Source organism: Streptomyces sp. NPDC051677 (assembly GCF_044453465.1).
Lineage (GTDB): Bacteria > Actinomycetota > Actinomycetes > Streptomycetales > Streptomycetaceae > Streptomyces.
In genome coordinates this window covers 175,061-195,515 of record NZ_JBITCT010000005.1, presented here as the reverse complement: position 1 = coordinate 195,515, position 20,455 = coordinate 175,061, and the positions used below count along the sequence as shown (strand labels likewise).

17 protein-coding genes are annotated in these 20,455 nt (G+C 72.0%); 8 read left to right on the top strand and 9 right to left on the bottom strand.

Annotation, left to right across the window (positions count from 1 at the left end):
* Window positions 1-207: 207 nt before the first annotated feature.
* The 4 genes from ACIBAF_RS08020 to ACIBAF_RS08005 are packed head-to-tail and all read right to left on the bottom strand — an operon-like array spanning window position 208 to window position 4,166.
* Window positions 208-846, bottom strand: coding sequence for a hypothetical protein (locus ACIBAF_RS08020; protein ID WP_399462283.1), 639 nt, complete (start codon window positions 844-846; stop codon window positions 208-210).
* Entirely contained in the window at window positions 843-2,429 is a 1,587-nt protein-coding gene (locus ACIBAF_RS08015) for an ATP-binding protein (protein ID WP_399462282.1), read from the bottom strand. Before ACIBAF_RS08015 ends, ACIBAF_RS08020 begins: the two co-directional genes overlap by 4 nt.
* Complete coding sequence (gene afsQ1, locus ACIBAF_RS08010) at window positions 2,426-3,103, bottom strand: two-component system response regulator AfsQ1 (RefSeq protein ID WP_028807033.1); 678 nt, start codon at window positions 3,101-3,103, stop codon at window positions 2,426-2,428. Before afsQ1 ends, ACIBAF_RS08015 begins: the two co-directional genes overlap by 4 nt.
* 37 nt (window positions 3,104-3,140) lie before the next feature.
* Window positions 3,141-4,166 (bottom strand): methyltransferase, encoded by a 1,026-nt coding sequence (locus ACIBAF_RS08005; RefSeq protein ID WP_399462390.1) that lies wholly within the window; start codon window positions 4,164-4,166, stop codon window positions 3,141-3,143.
* A 536-nt stretch (window positions 4,167-4,702) separates the two neighbouring features.
* Here ACIBAF_RS08005 and ACIBAF_RS08000 point away from each other — a divergent pair.
* Entirely contained in the window at window positions 4,703-5,446 is a 744-nt protein-coding gene (locus tag ACIBAF_RS08000; protein WP_399462281.1) for a SigE family RNA polymerase sigma factor, read from the top strand.
* A 279-nt stretch (window positions 5,447-5,725) separates the two neighbouring features.
* On the opposite strand, the gene ACIBAF_RS07995 is transcribed toward ACIBAF_RS08000, so the two are convergent.
* The gene (locus tag ACIBAF_RS07995; protein ID WP_399462280.1) at window positions 5,726-6,364 is read right to left on the bottom strand and encodes a uridine kinase; all 639 of its coding nucleotides are present in this window, start codon (window positions 6,362-6,364) and stop codon (window positions 5,726-5,728) included.
* Window positions 6,365-6,490: 126 nt separating this feature from the next.
* On the opposite strand from ACIBAF_RS07995, the gene ACIBAF_RS07990 reads away from it, so the two are divergent.
* Entirely contained in the window at window positions 6,491-6,895 is a 405-nt protein-coding gene (locus tag ACIBAF_RS07990; protein WP_399462279.1) for a hypothetical protein, read from the top strand.
* A 95-nt stretch (window positions 6,896-6,990) separates the two neighbouring features.
* On the opposite strand, the gene ACIBAF_RS07985 is transcribed toward ACIBAF_RS07990, so the two are convergent.
* The 3 genes from ACIBAF_RS07985 to deoC are packed head-to-tail and all read right to left on the bottom strand — an operon-like array spanning window position 6,991 to window position 10,312.
* Window positions 6,991-7,902 (bottom strand): aldehyde dehydrogenase family protein, encoded by a 912-nt coding sequence (locus tag ACIBAF_RS07985; RefSeq protein ID WP_399462278.1) that lies wholly within the window; start codon window positions 7,900-7,902, stop codon window positions 6,991-6,993.
* On the bottom strand, window positions 7,895-9,340 hold the full coding sequence (locus tag ACIBAF_RS07980) for an aldehyde dehydrogenase family protein (protein ID WP_399462277.1): 1,446 nt from the start codon (window positions 9,338-9,340) through the stop codon (window positions 7,895-7,897). The genes ACIBAF_RS07985 and ACIBAF_RS07980 overlap by 8 nt, the downstream gene beginning before the upstream one ends.
* 12 nt (window positions 9,341-9,352) lie before the next feature.
* A complete protein-coding gene (deoC, locus tag ACIBAF_RS07975; RefSeq protein ID WP_399462389.1) occupies window positions 9,353-10,312 on the bottom strand; it encodes a deoxyribose-phosphate aldolase in 960 nt (319 codons plus the stop codon).
* 123 nt (window positions 10,313-10,435) lie between these two features.
* Between deoC and ACIBAF_RS07970 the strand changes: the two genes are divergently transcribed.
* Window positions 10,436-11,149, top strand: a complete 714-nt coding sequence (locus ACIBAF_RS07970; protein WP_399462276.1) for a PH domain-containing protein — start codon at window positions 10,436-10,438, stop codon at window positions 11,147-11,149.
* A gap of 936 nt (window positions 11,150-12,085) precedes the next feature.
* Here the strand turns inward: ACIBAF_RS07970 and ACIBAF_RS07965 are convergent.
* Window positions 12,086-12,853, bottom strand: coding sequence for a DUF5707 domain-containing protein (locus tag ACIBAF_RS07965; protein ID WP_399462275.1), 768 nt, complete (start codon window positions 12,851-12,853; stop codon window positions 12,086-12,088).
* A gap of 506 nt (window positions 12,854-13,359) precedes the next feature.
* On the opposite strand from ACIBAF_RS07965, the gene ACIBAF_RS07960 reads away from it, so the two are divergent.
* The 5 genes from ACIBAF_RS07960 (at window position 13,360) to ACIBAF_RS07940 (ending at window position 20,436) form a co-directional block, all read left to right on the top strand.
* Complete coding sequence (locus ACIBAF_RS07960; protein ID WP_399462274.1) at window positions 13,360-13,632, top strand: hypothetical protein; 273 nt, start codon at window positions 13,360-13,362, stop codon at window positions 13,630-13,632.
* Window positions 13,633-13,911: 279 nt separating this feature from the next.
* Entirely contained in the window at window positions 13,912-14,928 is a 1,017-nt protein-coding gene (pstC, locus tag ACIBAF_RS07955; RefSeq protein WP_399462273.1) for a phosphate ABC transporter permease subunit PstC, read from the top strand.
* Between the two features lie 14 nt (window positions 14,929-14,942).
* Window positions 14,943-16,274 carry a phosphate ABC transporter permease PstA gene (gene pstA / locus ACIBAF_RS07950; protein WP_399462272.1) on the top strand — a complete coding sequence of 444 codons (1,332 nt, stop codon included), beginning with the start codon at window positions 14,943-14,945 and terminating at the stop codon, window positions 16,272-16,274.
* Entirely contained in the window at window positions 16,271-17,986 is a 1,716-nt protein-coding gene (pstS, locus tag ACIBAF_RS07945; RefSeq protein ID WP_399462271.1) for a phosphate ABC transporter substrate-binding protein PstS, read from the top strand. Before pstA ends, pstS begins: the two co-directional genes overlap by 4 nt.
* Window positions 17,983-20,436 carry a hypothetical protein gene (locus ACIBAF_RS07940; RefSeq protein WP_399462270.1) on the top strand — a complete coding sequence of 818 codons (2,454 nt, stop codon included), beginning with the start codon at window positions 17,983-17,985 and terminating at the stop codon, window positions 20,434-20,436. Before pstS ends, ACIBAF_RS07940 begins: the two co-directional genes overlap by 4 nt.
* Window positions 20,437-20,455: the final 19 nt, after the last annotated feature.

The window sequence follows — 20,455 nt, the reverse complement described above, 5'->3', positions numbered from 1 at the left end:
CGTCCTGCGACGCCGTCCTGCGACGCCTGCTCGTCACGCCGTCCCGCGACGCGGCCTGCGACACCGGTTCGCCACACCGGCCTACGACACCGGTTCGCCACACCGGTTCGCCACGCCGGCCCGCGACACCGTCCCGCGACACCGGCTCGCGACGCGTCCCGCCACGCCGGTCGGCGGTCCGTTGTCTCCGGGGGCCGGGAGAGTCGTTCAGCCGCCGTCCTTGACCGCTGTGGACGGGGGTTCCGTGCTGCCGGGGCGGGCGCGGACCTCGTTGGTGCACTCGTAGCGGCGCAGGGGGTCGGAGCCGGGGCCGCCGAGGATCACCGAGCCGTCGCCCTCGGCCGCCGCCGAGTCGGAGAACGTGCAGACGAGTTGCGCGAGCGCGTAGGAGGTGAGGCTGCCGGGCGAGGTGCTCAGGCGCAGCGCGTCGTCCGGGTCCTTGGGACGCGGTCCGCCGACCGACATGCCGCCGCGCACGTCCGTCGTGTACCCGGCCTCCTTCTCGGCCGCCGACGGCGACTCGGCGAGCTGGTCGAGCAGGCCCTGCGCCACCAGTGCGCGCCGCTCGGAGTCCGGCGCACCGTCCGGCACCCGCACGTACCGGTCCACGGCGACCAGCGAGGAACCGCACAGCAGGAACACCTGCACCGGCACGCCCGCGCGCCCGGACTGCGCCGCCACGTCCGGTTCGGTGAGCGAGCAGCGCGCCCGGGAGGGCGCGGCCCCGAAGTCGGTCGGCACCTCGGTCGCCCGGATACCGCAGCCGGCGAGCAGCCCGGCCAGCCCGGCCAGCACGGGGACGGCGAGCAGCCGTCGTCGTACGGTCCTCGCGCGCCCCGTGGTCACGATGCGTCCCCCTTCGCCTGCGCCGGTTGGTCGCCCTGCCCGCCGCCGACGCCGTTCTGTTCCGTCAGCTCGGACACGTCCCGGGGCAGCCGCAGCGTGAACACCGCGCCGCCCTCCGGGGAGTTGGCGGCGGTGATCTCGCCGCCGTGGATGTGGGCGTTCTCCATGGCGATGGACAGGCCGAGCCCGCTGCCCTCGGAGCGCGGCCGGGAGGCGCTCGCCTTGTAGAACCGGTCGAAGACGTGCGGCAGCACCTCCTCGGGGATGCCCGGCCCGTGGTCGCGCACCGCGATGACGACCGCGTCGTCCGCCGTCGACACCGACACCCGCACCGGCGAACCGCCGTGCTTGAGGGCGTTGCCGATGAGGTTGGCGAGGATGACGTCAAGCCGGCGCGGGTCGAGCCGGGCGTGGATGCCCCGCTCGGCGTCCAGGTCGACGGCGTCCAGCCAGGCGCGGGCGTCGATGCAGGCCGTGATCTGGTCGGCGACGTCGACGTCGTCCAGGACCAGCCGCGCGGTGCCCGCGTCGAAGCGGGTGACCTCCATCAGGTTCTCGACGAGGTCGTTGAGCCGCCGGGTCTCACTGACGACGAGCCGTACGGCCGGCTCGATCATGGGGTCCACGGACCCGGACTCGGCCTCCAGCTCCTCCTCCAGGATCTCGGTCACGGCGGTGATCGCGGTGAGCGGCGTACGCAGTTCATGGCTCATGTCCGCGACGAACCGCCGGGACGCCTCGTCGCGCGCGGCCATGTCGTCGACCCGCTTCTCCAGGGCCTCGGCCGCGTAGTTGAACGTCCGTGACAGATCGGCGAGTTCATCGGTTCCGGACACCCTGAGCCGGGTGTCCAGCCTGCCCTCGCCGAGCCGCCGGGCCGCGACGCCCAGCCGGTGCACCGGCTTCAGGACGGTCGTGGCGGCGGCCTGCGCGAGCAGCGCGGCCCCGATCAGCGCGAGGCCGGTGGCGATCCCCAGCGACCAGGCCAGCGAGTTGAGGTCCTTCGCCTCCGGCTCCAGCGACTTGCGCATGTACCCGGTCGGGCCGCCCCCGATGACCCTCGTCCCGGCCACCAGATACGGCGTCCCGTGGTCGACGACCCGCTGCCAGTACAGGTGGTACTGCGACGTGTTGCCGCCGGTGAGATCCTGCCGCTTGTTCACGGCCGTGCGCAGCGACTCGGGCACGTCGTCCAGCGAGAACCCGTTCAGCCCGCCCGAGTTGCCGTAGACGGTCTTGCCGCTCGCGTCCGCGCCCACCAGCAGCACGCTGAAACGCTGGCTGCTGTTGGCCATCTGCCCGGCGGTGTGCTGGAGCTCGTCCTGCGAGGGATGCTCGGGCAGCGAACCCGCCCGGTTCTGCATCTCCTGCTCGAAGTCCCGCAGCACCGCACCCTGGGTACGGGTCAGCACGGCCTCGCGGTTGAGCCAGTACGCGATGCCGGACGCGGAGACGGCGGCGGTCAGCGCCACCGCCCCGAAGACGACGACGAGCCGCAGCCGCAGGCTGGTGAAACGCAGCCGTGAGAGTCTTCCCCTGCGCGCCGCGGACCAGCCGCGGAGCCCCCCTTGCGCCTGTGTCACTGAGGGGCGTCCAGGCGGTAGCCGACGCCACGAACGGTACGGATCAGGACCGGGGACGACGGCACGTCCTCCACCTTGGCCCGCAGCCGCTGGACGCAGGCGTCCACCAGCCGCGAGTCACCGAGGTAGTCGTGCTCCCAGACAAGGCGCAGCAACTGCTGCCGCGACAAGGCCTGCCCCGGCCGCCGGGACAGTTCGAGCAGCAGCCGCAGCTCGGTCGGCGTCAGCTGCAGGTCCTCGCCGTTCTTCGTCACCGTCATCGCCGCGCGGTCGATGACGAGGCTGCCGAACGTCGCCGAGTCGCTCGACTCCCGCTCGCCGCGCCGCAGCACGGCCCGGATCCGGGCGTCCAGCACCCGCCCCTGCACGGGCTTGACGACGTAGTCGTCGGCGCCGGACTCCAGCCCGACCACGACGTCGATGTCGTCGCTGCGCGCGGTGAGCAGAATGATCGGCAGCTGGTCGGTGCGCCGGATGCGTCGGCACACCTCGAAACCGTCGATGCCGGGCAGCATGACGTCCAGCACGATGAGATCCGGCCGCTGCTCGCGCAGCAGTTTCAGACCGTCCTCACCGCTGGCAGCGGTGGCCACCCGGTGTCCCTGGCGCGTCAGTGAGAGCTCCAGGGCCGTACGGATGGCGTCGTCGTCCTCGATCAGCAACAGGGAAGGCACGGGCTCATTCTGGCCCATGAGGGGGCTGTCGTTCGACCTATGGGGCAGGGCTGAGACGCCAGAGGGTGGTGGTTTCGGCGGCACGGGCCGCGTGCAGGGGGTCGAAGACGTCGCTCGCACGCCTGTGCCGGGGTCGTACATCGATCCGGTCCACAACCCGTAGACCTGCGGTTTCGATGAGTTCGAGCAGCTCGTCGCGGGTCCGCAGGCCCAGGTGTTCGGCCAGGTCGGAGAGGATCAGCCAGCCCTCGCCGCCGGGCCGTAGGTGCTCCATGAGACCTCCCAGGAATCCCCGCAGCATCCCGCCGCCCTCGTCGTAGACGCCCAGCTCCAGCGCGGCGGACGGCCGGCCGGGCAGCCACGGCGGATTGCAGACGACGAGATCGGCTCGGCCGGGCGGATACAGGCCCGGGGCCACCGTGAGCCGTCCGCCGAGACCGAGCCGGTGGGCGTTGTCCTCGGCGCAGACCAGGGCGCGGGGGTTGATGTCCGTCCCGACGATCCGCCCGACGCCTCGGCGGGCCAGGACCGCCGCGAGGACGCCGGTGCCGGTGCCCAGGTCGAACGCGGTGGCCGCGGCGGGGTCGCGCCGGACCGTCGCCGGCAGCGGGGCCTCCGCCACGAGGTCGACGTACTCGCTCCGCGTCGGCGCGAAGACGCCGTAGTGGGGGTGGATGCGTGCGCCCAGGGCCGGGACCTCGACGCCCTTCAGACGCCACTGGTGGGCGCCGATCACCCCGAGCAGCTCCCGCAGCGGGACCAGGGCCGGGCCGGTGGGCGGGCCGTAGGCGGCGTGGCAGGCCTCGCGGACGTCGGGGGCCCGGCGCAGGGCCACCGTGTGGTCGTCGGCCAGCTCGACCAGCAGCCGGTCCAGGACCCGGGCGCGGTGGGCGCGGGCCCGGCGGTGCAGGCGGAAGGCCTCCGCGGGGTCGGCGCAGGCGGGTCCGGCGCCGCCGACACGGCGGTCCATCGCCCGCAGCAGCTGGCGGGCGCCCTGGAAGTCGCCCCGCCAGAGCAGGGACGTCCCCGCGCGGGCCAGACGGTGGGCGGTCGCGGCGCGCATACGGTCGTCGGCGACGACGACGGGGCCGTAGGGGCGGGCGGGGCGGACGGAGGGAAGGTCGTGGGACTCCACGTGCGTACTCCTCGTGGTCGTGAATGCCGGGTCACGAAGGGCACTTCGACGGGACGAGGAGCGGGAGCCGACAGCCGGAAGCCCGCAGTGAGCAGGCACGACCCGCGCCCGGCCCGGTGCGGGCGGGACGCGCGAGGTCGGGGAGAGGGTGGCCGCTACCGCGTCCGCGTCGAGGCGCGGAGGCGGGAGTCGAACAGCACCATGCCGAGAGTCACCCTCGAAGAGTCCCACGATGACCTGCGCCGACCAAGTCAACTCCCGTACTGCGGACGGCTGTGAACGGTCTGTGGTGTTCCCGTGGCAGGGCCCTGTGACAGGTCTGTGACAGTCGGCGGACACGGCGATGAAGTGGCCCGGGCAATCTTTTCGACACGGGCAAGGCGGCGCCGGGAACAACAGCGAAGCCGATCCCACGCAAGACGCAAGAGACCGAACACCGGTAAGTCCACGACGGGGGGCGCGAGATGAACACGCTGCACGGTAGGAGCACCAACGCAGTCGCAGTCGTCACCCGCCTGCACGACGTGAACCGGGGTTCCGAGAAGTCCGGCGCCGTGAGCGGGCGGGGGTGCGCTCGCGGCGCCGGGCGTCAGCACACCGCGTACATGACGGTGGTTGACACGGGGGAACAGGCGGCTCACGGGGGAGCCGCGTACAGGGAGGACACGGGGGAGCGTCGCTCGCTGACCGAGGCGGAGTTCACCGCCTACGTCCAGGAGCGCCGCGCCTCCCTGTACGCCACCGCCTACCACCTCACCGGCGACCGCTTCGAGGCCGAGGACCTGCTGCAGAGCGCGCTGTTCTCGACGTACCGGGCGTGGGACCGGATCAGCGACAAGGCCGCGGTCGGGGGCTACCTCCGCCGCACCATGACGAACCTGCACATCAGCGCGTGGCGCCGCCGCAAGCTGAACGAGTACCCGACCGAGGAGCTGCCGGAGACGCCCGGCGACACGGACGCGATGCGCGGCACCGAACTGCGCGCGGTCCTGTGGCAGGCGCTCGCCCGACTGCCCGAACTCCAGCGGACGATGCTGGTCCTGCGCTACTACGAGGGCCGCACCGACCCGGAGATCGCGGAGATCCTCGACATCAGTGTCGGCACGGTGAAGTCCAGCATCTGGCGGTCGCTCCGCCGGCTGCGCGAGGACGAGGTCCTCAGCTTCGGCCGTGACGAGGAGGACGCCTTCGGGGAGCTGGTCGCCTGAAGGTGACGGGGGAAGGGCCCGGCTTCGCTCAGGGAAGCCGGTGACGGGGGAGCGGTACCGGGGGGAACCGACGGGGGACGTCCGGGGGAGCGGTACCGCGCCGCCACGGGGGAAGCACCACCCGGGGGGAAACGGGGGAACGGGGAACACGGGGGAGCGCAAGGGAGCGGGACTGGAGGGCCGGGGGGTCCGTCCAGTCCCGCTTTTGCGTGCGCGCGTCCCAGCGGCGCGTCCCCTGGGCGGCCCGGAACTCCCACACGGCCCGGACGGCCCGGAGGCCTAGACGGCTGTGCGGGCCGTGGGCGCGAGGCGGCCCGCCGCCGCGGACGCCAGGCGGCCCATCGCCTCGTCGCGGTCGCAGGCGTACGCGCCGAGCGCGGTCTGGCGGGCCACGATGGAGCGTTCCGCGCGCATCAGGCGCCAGCCGCGGCGCAGCAGGAACGGCACCGACTTACGGCCCTCCTTCAGGTCCCGCAGGAAGCGGCGGCGGAACGTCTTCACCGGGCCGCGGCTCAGGCACAGCGCGTCCGCCAGGACGCCCAGCTCCCGGCAGCGGTTCACGATCTCGGCGGCGAAGATGCCCTCCGCGATGAACAGCGGGGTCCGCCCGATCTCGATCGCGTCCTCGCCGGTGCGGGCGCTCAGCGAGATGTCGTACACCGGAACGTTCGTACGACCCGTGCCGCACAGTTCCACGATCGAGGCGACCGCCGTGTCCGCGTCCCACGAGCCGGGGTGGTCCCAGTCGATGTCGGAACTCCCGGCGACGAGCGGCAGCGTCGGGTCGTCGCCCTCCTTGTAGAAGTCGTCGAGCCGCAGGACCGGGAGGCCGGAGCGGGCGGCGAGCAGGGACTTGCCGGAGCCGGAAGGGCCGCAGAGCAGCACGACTCGCGTCGGTATGGGCAATGGGGAGGTCACGGGACACCAGTGTGAGGCATCTCCGGGGCCGCGGCGGCCTCGCGGGTCGGCTTTGAAGCGCGCGTCACACCTCAACTACCCTTTGTGTCGACCTGATTACCTTGCGCACCAGAAGGCGGCAACGCGATGGCCCGACACGACACCTCCCAGACCCCCACCGGCCGGCGTGCCCTCGCCGCCCTCGCGACCGCCGGAGTCGCGCTGGGCGCGGGCGCCGGCGCCGCCGCCGCGGCCACCGGCGAACCCGTCGACGTGATGCGCTCGCACCCCACCTCGGTCGGGCAGATCGACCCGCAGGCGGGCCTGCAGGGGGCGCTCGGCTCCCTGTCGTACGTCACCGGCACCGTCTCCGGGCTCAAGCCCAACCCGCTCGCGGGCACCGGCGTCGACCCCCTCGACAACGGCGTCGGCACCCAACTCGCCGACTTCCAGCCGCTGACCTCGCAGATGCTGACCGGGCCGGTGGCCCAGGCGCAGTCGATCGGGTCGATCCCGGTGCTGGGGGACGTGACGAAGGCGCTGGGCGGCTGAAGCCCCGCCCACCCGTACGGGAGAGCCGCGCCGCCCCCGGACGGAGGGGCGGCGCGGCTCGTTCGTGGGACGGCCCGGCATGCGGGCCGCGCGGCTCAGTAGGCGGAGCCGGACGCGCCCAGGGAGCCCGTCGGGTGCCAGACCGTCTTCGTCTCCAGGAAGGCCGTCATGCGGTCCGTTCCCGGAGCCTGCGACCAGTCGTCCACAGGCTGTGGACGGAGAACCCGCTTCAGGTTGTCCGCCGCCGCGATCTCCAGCTCCTTCGCGAGGACGTCGTCCGCGCCCGCGAGGTCGATCGCGTTGACGTCCTGGTGCGCGGCCAAAGGCGCCGCGATCTCCGCCGTACGGCCGGAGAGGACGTTGACGACACCGCCGGGGACGTCGGAGGTGGCCAGGACCTCGGCGAGGGACAGGGCGGGGAGGGGCGACTTCTCGCTCGCGACCACGACGGCCGTGTTGCCCGTCGCGATCACCGGGGCCAGCACCGAGACCAGGCCCAGGAACGACGACTCCTGGGGGGCCAGGACCGCGACCACGCCCGTCGGCTCGGGGGAGGAGAGGTTGAAGTACGGGCCCGCGACCGGGTTTCCGCCGCCGACCACCTGGGCGATCTTGTCGGTCCAGCCCGCGTACCAGACCCAGCGGTCGATCGTGGCGTCGACGAGCGCCGCGGCCCTGGACTTCGACAGGCCCTCGGCGTCGGCCACCTCGCGGGTGAACTGGTCCCGGCGGCCCTCCAGCATCTCGGCGACCCGGTAAAGAACCTGGCCCCGGTTGTACGCCGTGGCGCCCGACCAGCCGCCGAACGCCTTGCGGGCGGCCACCACGGCGTCACGGGCGTCCTTGCGGGACGACTGCGGCGCGTTCGCCAGCCACTTGCCCTTCGGGTCAGTCACCTCGTACACCCGGCCGCTCTCGGAACGCGGGAACTTCCCGCCGACGTACAGCTTGTAGGTCTTGAAGACGCTGAGTCGCTGCTGCTCGGTCTTGTCGCTCTTCTCAGACATCGAGGTACGCCTCCAGGCCGTGGCGACCGCCCTCGCGGCCGAAGCCCGACTCCTTGTAGCCGCCGAACGGCGAGGTCGGGTCGAACTTGTTGAACGTGTTGGACCACACGACGCCCGCGCGCAGCTTGTTCGCGACCGCGAGGATGCGGGAGCCCTTCTCGGTCCAGACGCCCGCCGACAGCCCGTACTGCGTGTTGTTGGCCTTGGCGACCGCCTCGTCGGGCGTACGGAACGTCAGCACCGACAGCACCGGGCCGAAGATCTCGTCGCGGGCGACGGTGTGGGCCTGCGTGACGTTCGTGAAGAGCGTCGGCGCGAACCAGTAGCCGGAGGTGGGCAGTTCGCAGGCCGGCGACCAGCGCTCGGCGCCCTCGGCCTCGCCCTGCTCGACGAGCGAGCTGATCCGGGCGAGCTGCTCCGCGGAGTTGATCGCGCCGATGTCGGTGTTCTTGTCCAGCGGGTCGCCGAGGCGGAGCGTGGACAGGCGGCGCTTCAGCGACTCCAGCAGCTCGTCCTGGACCGACTCCTGGACGAGGAGCCGGCTGCCCGCGCAGCAGACCTGGCCCTGGTTGAAGAAGATGCCGCTGACGATGCCCTCGACGGCTTGGTCGATCGGCGCGTCGTCGAAGACGATGTTCGCGCCCTTGCCGCCCAGTTCCAGCGTGAGCTTCTTGCGGCTGCCCGCGACCGTGCGCGCGATCTCCTTGCCCACGGCCGTCGAGCCGGTGAAGGCGACCTTGTTCACGTCCGGGTGCGCGACCAGCGCGGCGCCCGTGTCGCCGTAGCCGGGCAGGATGTTGACGACGCCCCTGGGCAGGCCCGCCTGGCGGCAGATGTCCGCGAAGAACAGGGCCGAGAGCGGGGTCGTCTCGGCGGGCTTGAGGACGACCGTGTTGCCGGTGGCGAGCGCGGGCGCGATCTTCCACGCCAGCATCATCAGGGGGAAGTTCCAGGGGATGACCTGGCCGGCGACGCCCAGCGGCTGGGGAGCGGAGCCGAACCCGGCGTGGTCGAGCTTGTCGGCCCAGCCCGCGTAGTAGAAGAAGTGCGCGGCGACCAGGGGGAGGTCGGCGTCGCGCGTCTCCCTGATGGGCTTGCCGTTGTCCAGCGTCTCCAGGACGGCCAGCTCGCGGCTGCGCTCCTGGATGATGCGGGCGATGCGGAAGAGGTACTTCGCGCGCTCGGAGCCCGGCAGCGCGGACCACTTCTCGAAGGCCTTGCGGGCGGCCCTCACCGCGCGGTCGACGTCCTCCGCGCCGGCCTGGGCGATCTCCGACAGCACTTCCTCCGTGCTGGGGCTGACCGTCTTGAAGACCCTGCCGTCGGCCGCCTCGACGAACTCGCCGTCGATGAAGAGGCCGTAGGAGGGGGCGATGTCGACGACCGAGCGGGACTCGGGCGCCGGTGCGTACTCGAACACCGAAGTCTGCTTTTCCATAGTCATGGGGTCTCAGTCCACCGTCACGTAGTCGGGGCCGGAGTAGCGGCCGGTGGCCAGCTTCTGACGCTGCATCAGCAGGTCGTTCAGGAGCGAGGAGGCGCCGAAGCGGAACCAGTGGTTGTCCAGCCAGTCCTCGCCGGCGGTCTCGTTGACCAGGACGAGGAACTTGATCGCGTCCTTGGAGGTGCGGATGCCGCCCGCGGGCTTCACGCCGACCTGGACGCCGGTCTGCGCGCGGAAGTCGCGGACGGCCTCCAGCATGAGCAGGGTGTTGGCGGGGGTGGCGTTGACGGCGACCTTGCCGGTGGACGTCTTGATGAAGTCCGCCCCGGCCAGCATGCCGAGCCAGCTCGCCCGCCGGATGTTGTCGTACGTCGACAGCTCGCCCGTCTCGAAGATGACCTTCAGGCGGGCCGCGCCGGAGGCCTCCTTCACGGCGACGATCTCGTCGTACACCTTCATGTACCTGCCCGCGAGGAACGCCCCGCGGTCGATGACCATGTCGATCTCGTCGGCGCCGGCGGCGACCGCGTCCCGGACGTCCGCCAGCTTCACGTCGAGGGCGGCGCGGCCGGCCGGGAAGGCGGTGGCGACCGAGGCGACCTTCACGCCCGAGCCCGCGACGGCCTCCTTGGCGACGGCCACCATGTCGGGATAGACGCAGACCGCGGCCGTGGCAGGGGCCGTCCGGTCGGTCGGGTCGGGGCGGACCGCCTTCGCGCCGAGCGCCCGGACCTTGCCCGGGGTGTCCGCGCCTTCCAGCGTCGTCAGGTCGACCATCGAGATGGCGAGGTCGATGGCGTACGCCTTGGCGGTCGTCTTGATGGAACGGGTGCCGAGCGCCGCGGCGCGCGCCTCCAGGCCGACCGCGTCGACGCCGGGCAGCCCGTGGAGGAAGCGGCGCAGCGAGCTGTCGGACGTGGTCACGTCCCTGAGGGCATCGGCTGCGATAGGTGCATTGGTGGGCATGGTCACCAGACGAGCATATCTACGCGCGTAGCGGATGTACATCCCCTGATGCCGGCCGACAGCTCGTCGGCGGTGGAGGGATCGCGGATGAGCGGGGGCGGGGCGTCGGGCACAATCGGGGCCATGACGAGCCCGGAAGACCAGTCACCAGCGCCGGGGCCCGCGGGGCCCGAGTTCAAGGACCGCATCTATCGATCGCCCGCGGGCATCGTCGGCGGTGTGCTGCTGCTGGGTCTGGTGGGCTGGCTCGGCATCGACGCGATCGTCGCGGGCGAGGGGCGGACGCCGTGGCTGGCGCTCGCGACGCTGATCCTGGTGGTGCCGTTGACCGTCGCCTTCACGCTGCGGCCCGCCGTGTACGCGGGCCAGGACCGGCTGCGGGTGCGCAATCCGTTCCGGGTGATCGTGCTGCCCTGGGGACAGGTCGCCTCGCTGCGGTCCGGCTACTCCAACGAGGTCGTCGACGCGTCGGGGAAGAAGTTCCAGCTGTGGTCCATCCCCGTCTCGCTGCGGGCGCGGAAGAAGGCGAACCGGCGCGAGTCCCGGGCGGCGGCGCAGCGCGACGGCGGGAACGCCGGCCAGGGCGGTCGGGCCGCCGGCGGACCGGGGCTCGGGGGACTCGGCGGCGGGTTGTCGCGCGGGGGCCGTGGCGCGGCGCCGGACGGGCCCGTGCGCGCCGAGACCGACCGCGTCATGGACGAGCTGCGGGAGCTGTGGGAGGCGCGGCAGAAGGAGGAGAGCGCCCAGGGCGAGGTGACCGTGCGCTGGGCCTGGGAGATTCTCGGCCCGGCGGTGGCGGGGGCCGTGGTGCTGGGGATTCTGCTCGCTGTGGGGTGAGGTGAGGAAAGGCGGGGGAGAGCCGGGTGACGCGGTGAGTTCGCGTTCCGACGGGGGTGCTGGCCGGCGGAGTGCTGGCCGGCGGGGTGCTGGCCGGCGGGGTGCTGCGGCTGCCGGCCGGGTCGGCGGCGCCGGACGGGTGCGCGGCCTGGGACGGTGCAGCGGCGCGGCGCTGGACGCGGGCGCCGCCTCCGCGCTGGGCGCCCGTGCGGGCGCGGGCGTCGGTGTTCGTGGCGTTGCCGTCTGCGTGGGACCCGGCACCTGGCCGGGGAGGACGTCAGGGCCGTCGAGTGCGAGGGCGTCCGGCTGAGGATCGACGGCAGGGGGCGTCGTTCGAGGAGTGGCGGGTGGCCTCGCCCCGCCGGCCGTGGCTGGAGCGCAGGCTCGGTGTGCTGCACCCGTACGAACGGACGGCCGCCGAGATCACCGCGATGTGGCGGGACCCGACGGTGCGGCCGGTCGGCGAGGCCGACCAGCGGCAGCGCGGGCGGGCGCTGTGGCCGCTGGGGGCGTCATCGGGGCGCTGGGTGTGGCGGCGGTGTTCCTCCTGCCGTGACGGTCGCCGGTCTTCTGTCGTGGCGGCTGCCCGGTTCTCCTGCTGTGGCGGGCGTCGGTTCTCTTGCCGTGGCGGTCGCCAGTCGGCCTGCCGTCACCGCTGTCGGTTCTCTTGCCGTGACGGTCGCCGGTTTCTCCTGTTGTGGTGGTGGCCCGGTTCTCCTGCCGTGGCGGTCGTCGGTCTCCTGTCGTGACGGCTGCCCGGTCTCCTGCTGTGGCGGTCGCCGGTCGGCTGTTGTGGCGGTCGCCGGTCGGCCTGTTTTGGAGACTGTCGGTTCTGCTGCTGTGGCGGCTGTCGGTTGTTTGCGGTTGGCGCCGGGGCTTCCGTGAGGGCCGTGCGGGAGGGCCCTCAGGGATGCCCGGCGCACAGTGCTTCGGGTGTCAGCCGACGACGTCCACGAAGGCGCCCGGGGAGATCGCGGCCGCGGTGGTCGCCGTGCCGGCGTAGGACCAGCGGTAGGAGCCGTCGGCGTACGCGCGGAGGGTGGTGGAGAGGGTGCCGTCGGCGGCCGTCCGGATGGTCTTCACGGTGCAGTAGGCGCTGCTGCCCTTCGGGCGGAACTGCAGCTCCACGGGCTGTCCGGCCGCGGCGGGGACGGAGGCGCCGGTCGCCCAGCCGGCGTTGCGGACGTCGCCGGTGACGGTGAGGGTGCGGCCCCACTTCACCCGCTGGGGCGTGGCGGCGACGGTCAGCCGGGTGTCGCGTCGCACGCTGAAGGTGGCCGCGGTGTTCAGGAACACGGCGTCGCTGTCCGGGGCGATCGCGTAGGCGCTGACGTTCCAGGCGCCGGCCTGCGTGTCGGTGGCCGGGGCGGCGCCGGGGTTGAGGGTGAAGGTCAGGGTGCAGGTGCTGGTGGTGTCGGTGGTCGCGCCGCAGGCCGCCTTCGAGGCCACGGTGGCGTCCGGGGCTTCGAACGAGCCGTGGTAGAGGGTGGCGTTGATCTGGTCGAGGCCGGACGGGTCGGTCGCGGTGACCTCGACGGTGACGGTTCTCGCGGTCGTGCCGACGACGACGGGGTCGCCGTGGTTCACGACCACACCGGTGATGTCGGTGTCGCCGAACCTCTCGTCGGCGTGCGCGGCCGGGACGGCGAGGGCGGACAGGGCGACGACGCCGCACGCGGCGGCGACGGCGGAGTACATGCGCATGCGAATTCCCCAAGGTGATGTGTGAATGCCGCGGATGGTCCATTTACCTGCGGCGAAACCGAATTGGCGTGTGCAGCGTACTCGTTGTCGCGGGAATTCAGATCGGTCGAATTCTTGGAAAGCCGAAGGGGAAATTCGATTCGAATATCGGCGGACCTGGCGACCACCTAGGCGTGCCGACTGGTGGGTCTGACGCGGAAATCCGCCCAGTCCTGGCGGTTTCTGTCGATCAATGTGTGAACGAGGGGCAACTTTAGAGTGAAAAGTGTCGAAGCTGTTGATCTCCTGTCTCTTCGCTCTCACTAGCCTGCGTGTGCCGCATGACCGGTTGACCGGTGAACCAGCGCCGAATCGTGCGGTTTCCTGATATGGGGATACAGGAGTGGGGATGGATGTCGGCAAGAATGGGGGGCGCGGCCGCACCCGGCACGCGCTGTCAAACAGACATAGGTGCAGACGGCACTTATTCGTGGCGGCTCACCGCCACGAACGGGCGGGTGATCGCCGTGGCCGCGAGGACGTACCGGGACTACGGGGAGTGCCGGGCCGGGTTCGAGCGGATGTGCGCGGACGTCGGGAAACTGACCGGCGCGGTGCACCACACCTCGGAGGGCAGCGGCTGGGTCTGGCGGTTACGTGACCCGGTCGGCGGCACCGTGGCCGTGTCCTCGCGGGCCTATGAACGACACTCGACCTGCCAGGCCGCCTATGAGCGTTTCCGGGCGCTGCTGACCGAGCTCGGGTCGGGCGGGGCGATCCCGTGGGGGGACGGCGAATGAGCCGCACGGGCAGGTCAGGCACGTCAGCCAGGGCGGGCGCGTCAGCCAGGGCGGGCAGAGCAGGCAGGTCGGGCTGAGGGTCCGGCGTGTGCGTGAGGGGTGGGGGAGGCGCCGGCCGGGAGGCCCGTTCCCTCACCCCTTCCGGCGTCCCCTCCGTTGCCCGCTCCTGCGGCCCTTCTCTCGCCGCGTTCACGTCAACATCGGAAGTTGCCTCGCGGGGGCGTCTCGTTCACGTTCAGGTCCGCGCGTGTCCATCACGGCTCAGAAGTGTCGTCACGTGTGACGACGCGAATCATCGAGCGCTCCGTGGCCGCGGGGGACGACCCTCCCAGACGCCTGTATCCCGACCAGGGCATGCCCGACCGGGTGTTCCGGGGCATCCTGCGCGGCGGCGGCGCCCTGGTCCTCGCGATCATGCTGCTCGTCGGCGGGTTTCTGACGTACCGGGCCTGGCAGGCGCTGTCGGTCGCGAAGTGGGACTTCGTCACCACCGAGGCCTGGGAGCCCGAGGGCGGGAACTTCGGCATCGCCGCCGTGCTCGTCGGGACCGTCCTGATCGCCCTGGTCGCCATCGTGTTCGCCGTTCCGCTGGCCATCGGCACCGCGCTCTACATCTCCGAGTACGCGCCGCCGCGGCTGCGCCAGACCCTCATCAGCGTCGTCGACCTGATGGCCGCCGTGCCGTCCGTGGTCTACGGGCTGTGGGGCCTGTTCTTCTTCCAGGGGCACGTGGTCACCGTGGCGCGCTGGATCTCGACGTACTTCGGGTGGATCCCGCTGTTCAAGGTCGACGGCGCCGATCCGCGGGACCCGCTCGCCACCGCGACGGTCTTCACCTCCTCCACCTTCATCGCCGGCATCGTCGTCTCCCTGATGGTCGCGCCGATCATCTGCTCGGTGGTGCGGGAGGTGTTCTCGCAGGCTCCGGTCGGCGAGCGGGAGGGCGCATACGCCCTCGGCGCCCACCGCTGGGGCATGATCCGCAGCGTCGTCCTGCCCTTCGGCAAGGGCGGCATGATCGGCGGCACCATGCTGGGCCTGGGCCGGGCACTCGGCGAGACCATCGCCGTCTACCTGATCATCTCGCCGGTCTTCGCGATCCAGCCGCACATCCTGCAGAACGGCACCAGCTCGGTCTCCTCGCTGATCGCCCTGCGCTACGGCGAGGCCACCGACCTCGGCATGTCGGCGCTGATGGCCGCCGGCCTCGCGCTCTTCCTGATGACCCTCGTCGTCAACTTCGCCGCTTCGTCGATCGTCGCCCGCAGCCGTTCCGGCGCGACGAGCGACTCCTGAGGAGAACGAGCCCGATGACCGTCACCGCTTCCCACAGTCCGCCCGGCGACCAGGGCCCGCGCCCCGGGCCGGACCCCGCGCCGAGGCCCGAGGCCGCGCCGTCCGCCGTGGCCACCGTGCTGCCCGCACGCCGCCCCGGCGGCCTGTCGACGCGCGCAGACTCGCGCCGCAACCTGTCCACGCTGCACGCCACCGACGTGTACGCGCTGCTGGGCGCGGGCGCCGCGGCCCTCGCCGTCACCTGGCTGATGTTCGACCGGCTGCTGCCCTTCAACGGCACGCTGGGCTTCCTCGTCATCGCCTACGCGCTCTTCGTCGGGTTCTACGCGCTGCTCGTCTCCTTCGACGAGGACGGTCCCGCCGTCCGCGACCGGGTGGCCGCCGTCGTCGTCCAGAGTCTCGGCCTGGTGATGCTCGCCGCGCTGGCGTTCGTGGTCGTCTACACCCTGTACGAGGGCCGCGAGGCGCTGCCGCACCTGAACTTCTACACGCAGTCGATGGCCGACGCCGGTCCGGTGGAGCCGCTCAGCGTCGGCGGCATCCTGCACGCGATCGTCGGCACGCTGTGGCAGATCTCCATCGCCCTGGTGATCTGCATCCCGACCGGGCTGGTGTGCGCGGTGTTCCTCAACGAGGTCCCGGGCGCCTTCAGCCGGTTCGTGCGCACCATCGTCGAGGCGATGACAGCGTTGCCGTCCATCGTGGCCGGCCTGTTCATCTACGCGACGATCATCCTGGGGCTCGGCTTCGACCGGTCCGGTCTCGCCGCCGCGCTCGCGATCTCCGTGATGATGCTGCCGATCATCATCCGCGCCTCGGACGTGGTGATCCGGCTGGTCCCCGGCACGCTGCGGGAGGCGTCCTACGCGCTCGGCACCTCCCGCTGGCGCACCGTCTGGCACGTGGTGCTGCCCACCTCCCGCTCCGGGCTCACCACGGCCGTCATCCTGGGCACCGCGCGCGGGGTGGGCGAGACCTCGCCGGTGCTGCTGACCGCCGGCTTCACCGCGGAGCTCAACACCAATCCGCTCCAGGACCCGATGGTGTCGCTGCCGCTGGCCGCCTTCGAGCTCGTCAAGTCCCCCGAACCCACCTACATCGCCCGCGGGTTCGGCACCGCGGCGGTCCTGCTGGTGCTGGTGCTCGTCCTGTTCGTGATCGCCCGCGTCATCGGCGGACGCGGACCGGGCAAGCTGACCCGCCGTCAGGAACACCGCCGGGTCAGGGCGTCCCGCCGGGACGCGCAGCGCTTCGCCGCGCGCGCCGCCGCACCCGGCAGCGCCGGCGCCGGCGCCGCATCGACCGACTCCACGGCCAGTTCCGTATCGACGAGGAGCACCACGTGATACCCGCACCCGTCCGTCGTCCGCGCGCCACGCGTGTGTACCAGGCATCGGCGCTGGTCGTCGCCCTGGTCTGCGCGCTGCTCGCGCTGCACCCGCCGGGCGCCTTCGCCGCCGGCCATGTGAAGATCAGCGGCTCCGGTTCGACGTGGAGCGCCAACGCCATCGAGCAGTGGCGCCGCAACGTCCGTCAGCAGGGCATGACCGTGAACTACTCCTCCGTGGGCTCGACCGTCGGCCGTACCCAGTTCGCGAACGGCACCTCCGACTTCGGCGTCTCCGAGATCCCCTACGGGCTCACCGAGTTCGGCGCGACGGACACCCCGCCGCAGCGCAAGTACGCCTACATGCCGATCGTGGCCGGCGGTACGTCGTTCATGTACAACCTGAAGATCGGCGGGCAGCGGGTCACCAACCTGCGGCTGTCCGGGGACGTCCTGTCCAAGATCTTCACCGGCAAGCTGACGATGTGGAACGCGGCCGAGATCAAGGCCGACAACCCCAAGCTGGCCCTGCCGGCCCGCCGGATCGTCCCGGTCGTCCGCTCCGACGGCTCCGGTACGACCGCGCAGTTCACGCTGTGGATGTCCAAGCAGCACAGCTCCCAGTGGAACGACTACTGCCGGCGGGCGGGCAAGCCCACGCCGTGTGGTCTGACCTCGTACTTCCCGAACATCCCCGGCTCCGGCTTCGTCGCCCAGTCCGGCTCGCTCGGCGTCGCGGGCTACACCAAGCAGCCTCAGGCCGAGGGCGCCATCACCTACGTCGAGTACTCGTACGCCAGGAACGCGGGCTTCCCCGTGGTCAAGGTCCTCAACGACTCCGGCTACTACGTGGAGCCGACCGCCTCCAGCGTGGCCGTCGCCCTGACCAAGGCCAAGATCAACAACGACCCGCGCTCGGCGAACTACCTCACGCAGAACCTGGACGAGGTCTACACCTACGGCGACCGGCGCACCTACCCCCTGTCCAGCTACAGCTACATGATCATCCCGACCAAGGAGGAGATGGGCTTCACCAAGGCCAAGGGGGCCACGCTCAGCGCGTTCAGCAACTACTTCCTCTGCGAGGGCCAGCAGCAGGCCGACCGGCTCGGCTACTCGCCGCTGCCGATCAACCTGGTCCGGGCGGCCATGGAGCAGGTGCGCAAGATCCCCGGCGCCGAGACGGACAACATCAACATCAACAAGTGCAACAACCCCACGTTCTCCGGCGACGGCACCAACCTGCTGGCCAAGAACGCCGCGTTCCCGCAGGCCTGCGACAAGAAGGGCGCCGACCAGTGCGTCACCGGCACCGGCGGCGCCAAGACGCCGACCACGTCCAGCGGTAGCGGCGGGGCCGGGTCGGGCGGCGCGGGTGCGACCGGCGGTACCGGCTCGACCGGCGGCGCCGGCGCGACGGGCGGCTCCATGGGCGGCACGGCCGGCGCCACCGGCGGCGGCGCCACGACCGGCGGGGCCACGGCGGGCACGAGCGGCACGACCGGCGGCGCCGTCGACCCCGACACCGGTGAGGTGCTCGGCGGCGCGGGCGGCGCCGGCGACACCTCGGTCGCCGCCACCCCGGTCTCCCTGGCCTCCGGCGACGCCCTCGGGCTGCGCACCGCGCTGATGGCGCTGTCGGCCGTCCTGCTGGTCGGGGTGGTCGTCGGACCGCCGCTGATCGGACGCCTGATGACCAACCGGTCGCGCCGGAACGGGGGTTCGGCATGAGCACCGTGACCCGCACGGACAGAGCGCCCAGGGGCGGCGGGGCCCGGCCGCGTGTCGTCGCCGCCGTCGGCGCCCTGCTGGCCGCCCTCGTCCTGGCCCTGCTGCCGGTGCCGTCCGGCGCCACGCCCGCGGCGGCCGCGGACGGCACGGCGGTGGACTCCGCGGTGACGGTGACCGGAACCCGGGGCAAGTACGACGACTTCTCCGGGCTGAAGGTGACGGTCCACCAAACGAAGAACCTGCGCACCCAGGGCGTGCTGATCACCTGGAAGGGCGGCGCGCCCACGCCCGAGTCCACGGTCAACAGCAACTTCCTGCAGATCATGCAGTGCTGGGGAGACAGCCCAACCGGGCCCACGCGCGAGCAGTGCGAGTACGGCGGTTCCGGCGTCCCGCTGCCCGGCACCGGCGTGGACAGCCGGTCGGTGTCCGCGACGCCGGACCCCGACGAGACGCAGTACACGGGCGCGGGCGCGTTCGTGCCGTTCCGCCCCGCCAACGGCTCCCCGGCGACCACGTCCCCCACGGACAAGACCTACTTCGGTCCGCTGGACACCAACGAACAGCCCGCCGGCCGCACCTTCGCGAGCGGCACGGGCGAGGCCACCTTCCAGGTGCTCGACGGGATCGAGGCCTCCCACCTGGGATGCGGGCTGAACACGGCGGCCGCCGGCAGCGCTCCCGCACCCCGGTCGTGCTGGCTGGTCATCGTGCCGCGCGGCACGCACAACCCCGACGGCACGGACGTGACGGCGCCGGGCCAGGACGGGAAGCTCGACGGCTCGCCCCTGACCACGACGAACTGGGCACAGCGAATGGCGGTCCGGCTGGACTTCCTGCCCGTCGACGAGTTCTGCCCGGAGGGCCAGCCCGAGCAGCCCACGGCCGGCTCACAGCTGGCGACGGACGCCGTCACCTCCTGGCAGCCCAAGCTGTGCACGACCACCGGAACCACGTTCGCCTTCTCCCAGGGCGGCGAGGAGCCGGCCAGGACCCAGGTCCTGGCCGCGACGGGCGACGCGCCCATGCTGGGCTTCACCGTCGATCCGGTGGCCGGGTCGGACGGCGCGGCGAAGGTCGTGCACGCGCCCGTCGCGGTGTCCGGGCTGGCGATCGCGTTCTTCCTGGAAACGACGTCCGGCGTCGTGCAGGAAATGAGACTCTCGCCGCGGATCGTCGCCAAGATGCTGACGCACTCCTACACCAAGGACGTGACCCTGGGCGCCGCCCCGGATTACCTGACCGGAAATCCCGCGTTCTTCAACGAGGATCCGGAATTCAGGAAACTGAATCCTGAATTCCCGGCGCTGAGCGGTCAGCCGAGTAGCCTCATGGTTCCGCTGCTGACGTCCGACACCACGCGCATCGTGTGGAACTGGCTCCAGTCGGACCAGGAGGCCCGGGCTTTCCTCTCCGGGACGAAGGACCCCTGGGGAATGACGGTCAACCGCTACTACAAGGACCTGAAACTGGCGGACGCCACCTCGCTGACCGACTTTCCCAAGGTGGACCCGACCACGTCCCCGGCCGTCGCCAACGGGGTCCCGCCGCTCACCTACACCGGGCAGGACCTGGACCCCTACGCCAACGACCTGCACGAAGCCGCGGTGCGCACCCTGCGCGGCAACAACAACGGCACCGTCGTGTGGCAGGCGGGGAACAACACCCCGCCCAAGCTCGGCAACGAGGTCCCCATGTCGGGCCGGCACGCCGTGCTGGCGATCGTCGACACCGCGTCGGCCGAGCGCTACGGACTGAAGACGGCGGCGCTGCGCAACGCGGACGGCGCCTTCGTGAAGCCCTCGACCGCCACGCTGACGGCCGCCGTCGCCGCGATGCGGCCGTCGCCCGTGGACGCGACGGTCCTCAGGCCCGACCCGGCAAGGGCCAAGGGACAGGCGTACCCGCTGACCGCCGTCGCCTACGCGGCAGCCTCGGTGGACCAGGCCGCCGCGGCCCGCAAGGCGTACGCGAAGTTCATCCGGTACGTCGCCGGAGCGGGCCAGACACCCGGCCTGTCCGCGGGCCGACTGCCCCCCGGGTACGCGCCGCTGCCCGCGAAGCAGCGGGCGCAGGCCGTGACCGCGGCCGACGCCCTGGAGCGCGGCCTGACGACCGACCCGGCGTCCGGCGGGACGGACAGCGCCGGGACTTCCGGCTCCGCGGCCGGCGCCGCAGGCGCCTCCGGCGGTACGGCCGCAGGGGGCACGAGCGCCGGCGCGGCGGGCGGCTCCGGGGGCTCCGCCACCCCCGCGGCCGGCGCCGCGGGCGGTGCTGCCGGGCCCTCCTCGGGGCCGCAGCAGAATGTCGCGAAATCCGCGAACGGCGTCACCCCGGGTGAAATTCTTGGAATTATCCGCTGGGTGCTTCTCGTCGTTCTGTTCCTGGGCGGCGCCGCCGGACTTTCCGGTCCGATAATGCTGCGCCTCGCCCAGCGGCGGTCCCCCTAGGGGGCGCCCAGGCAATCTC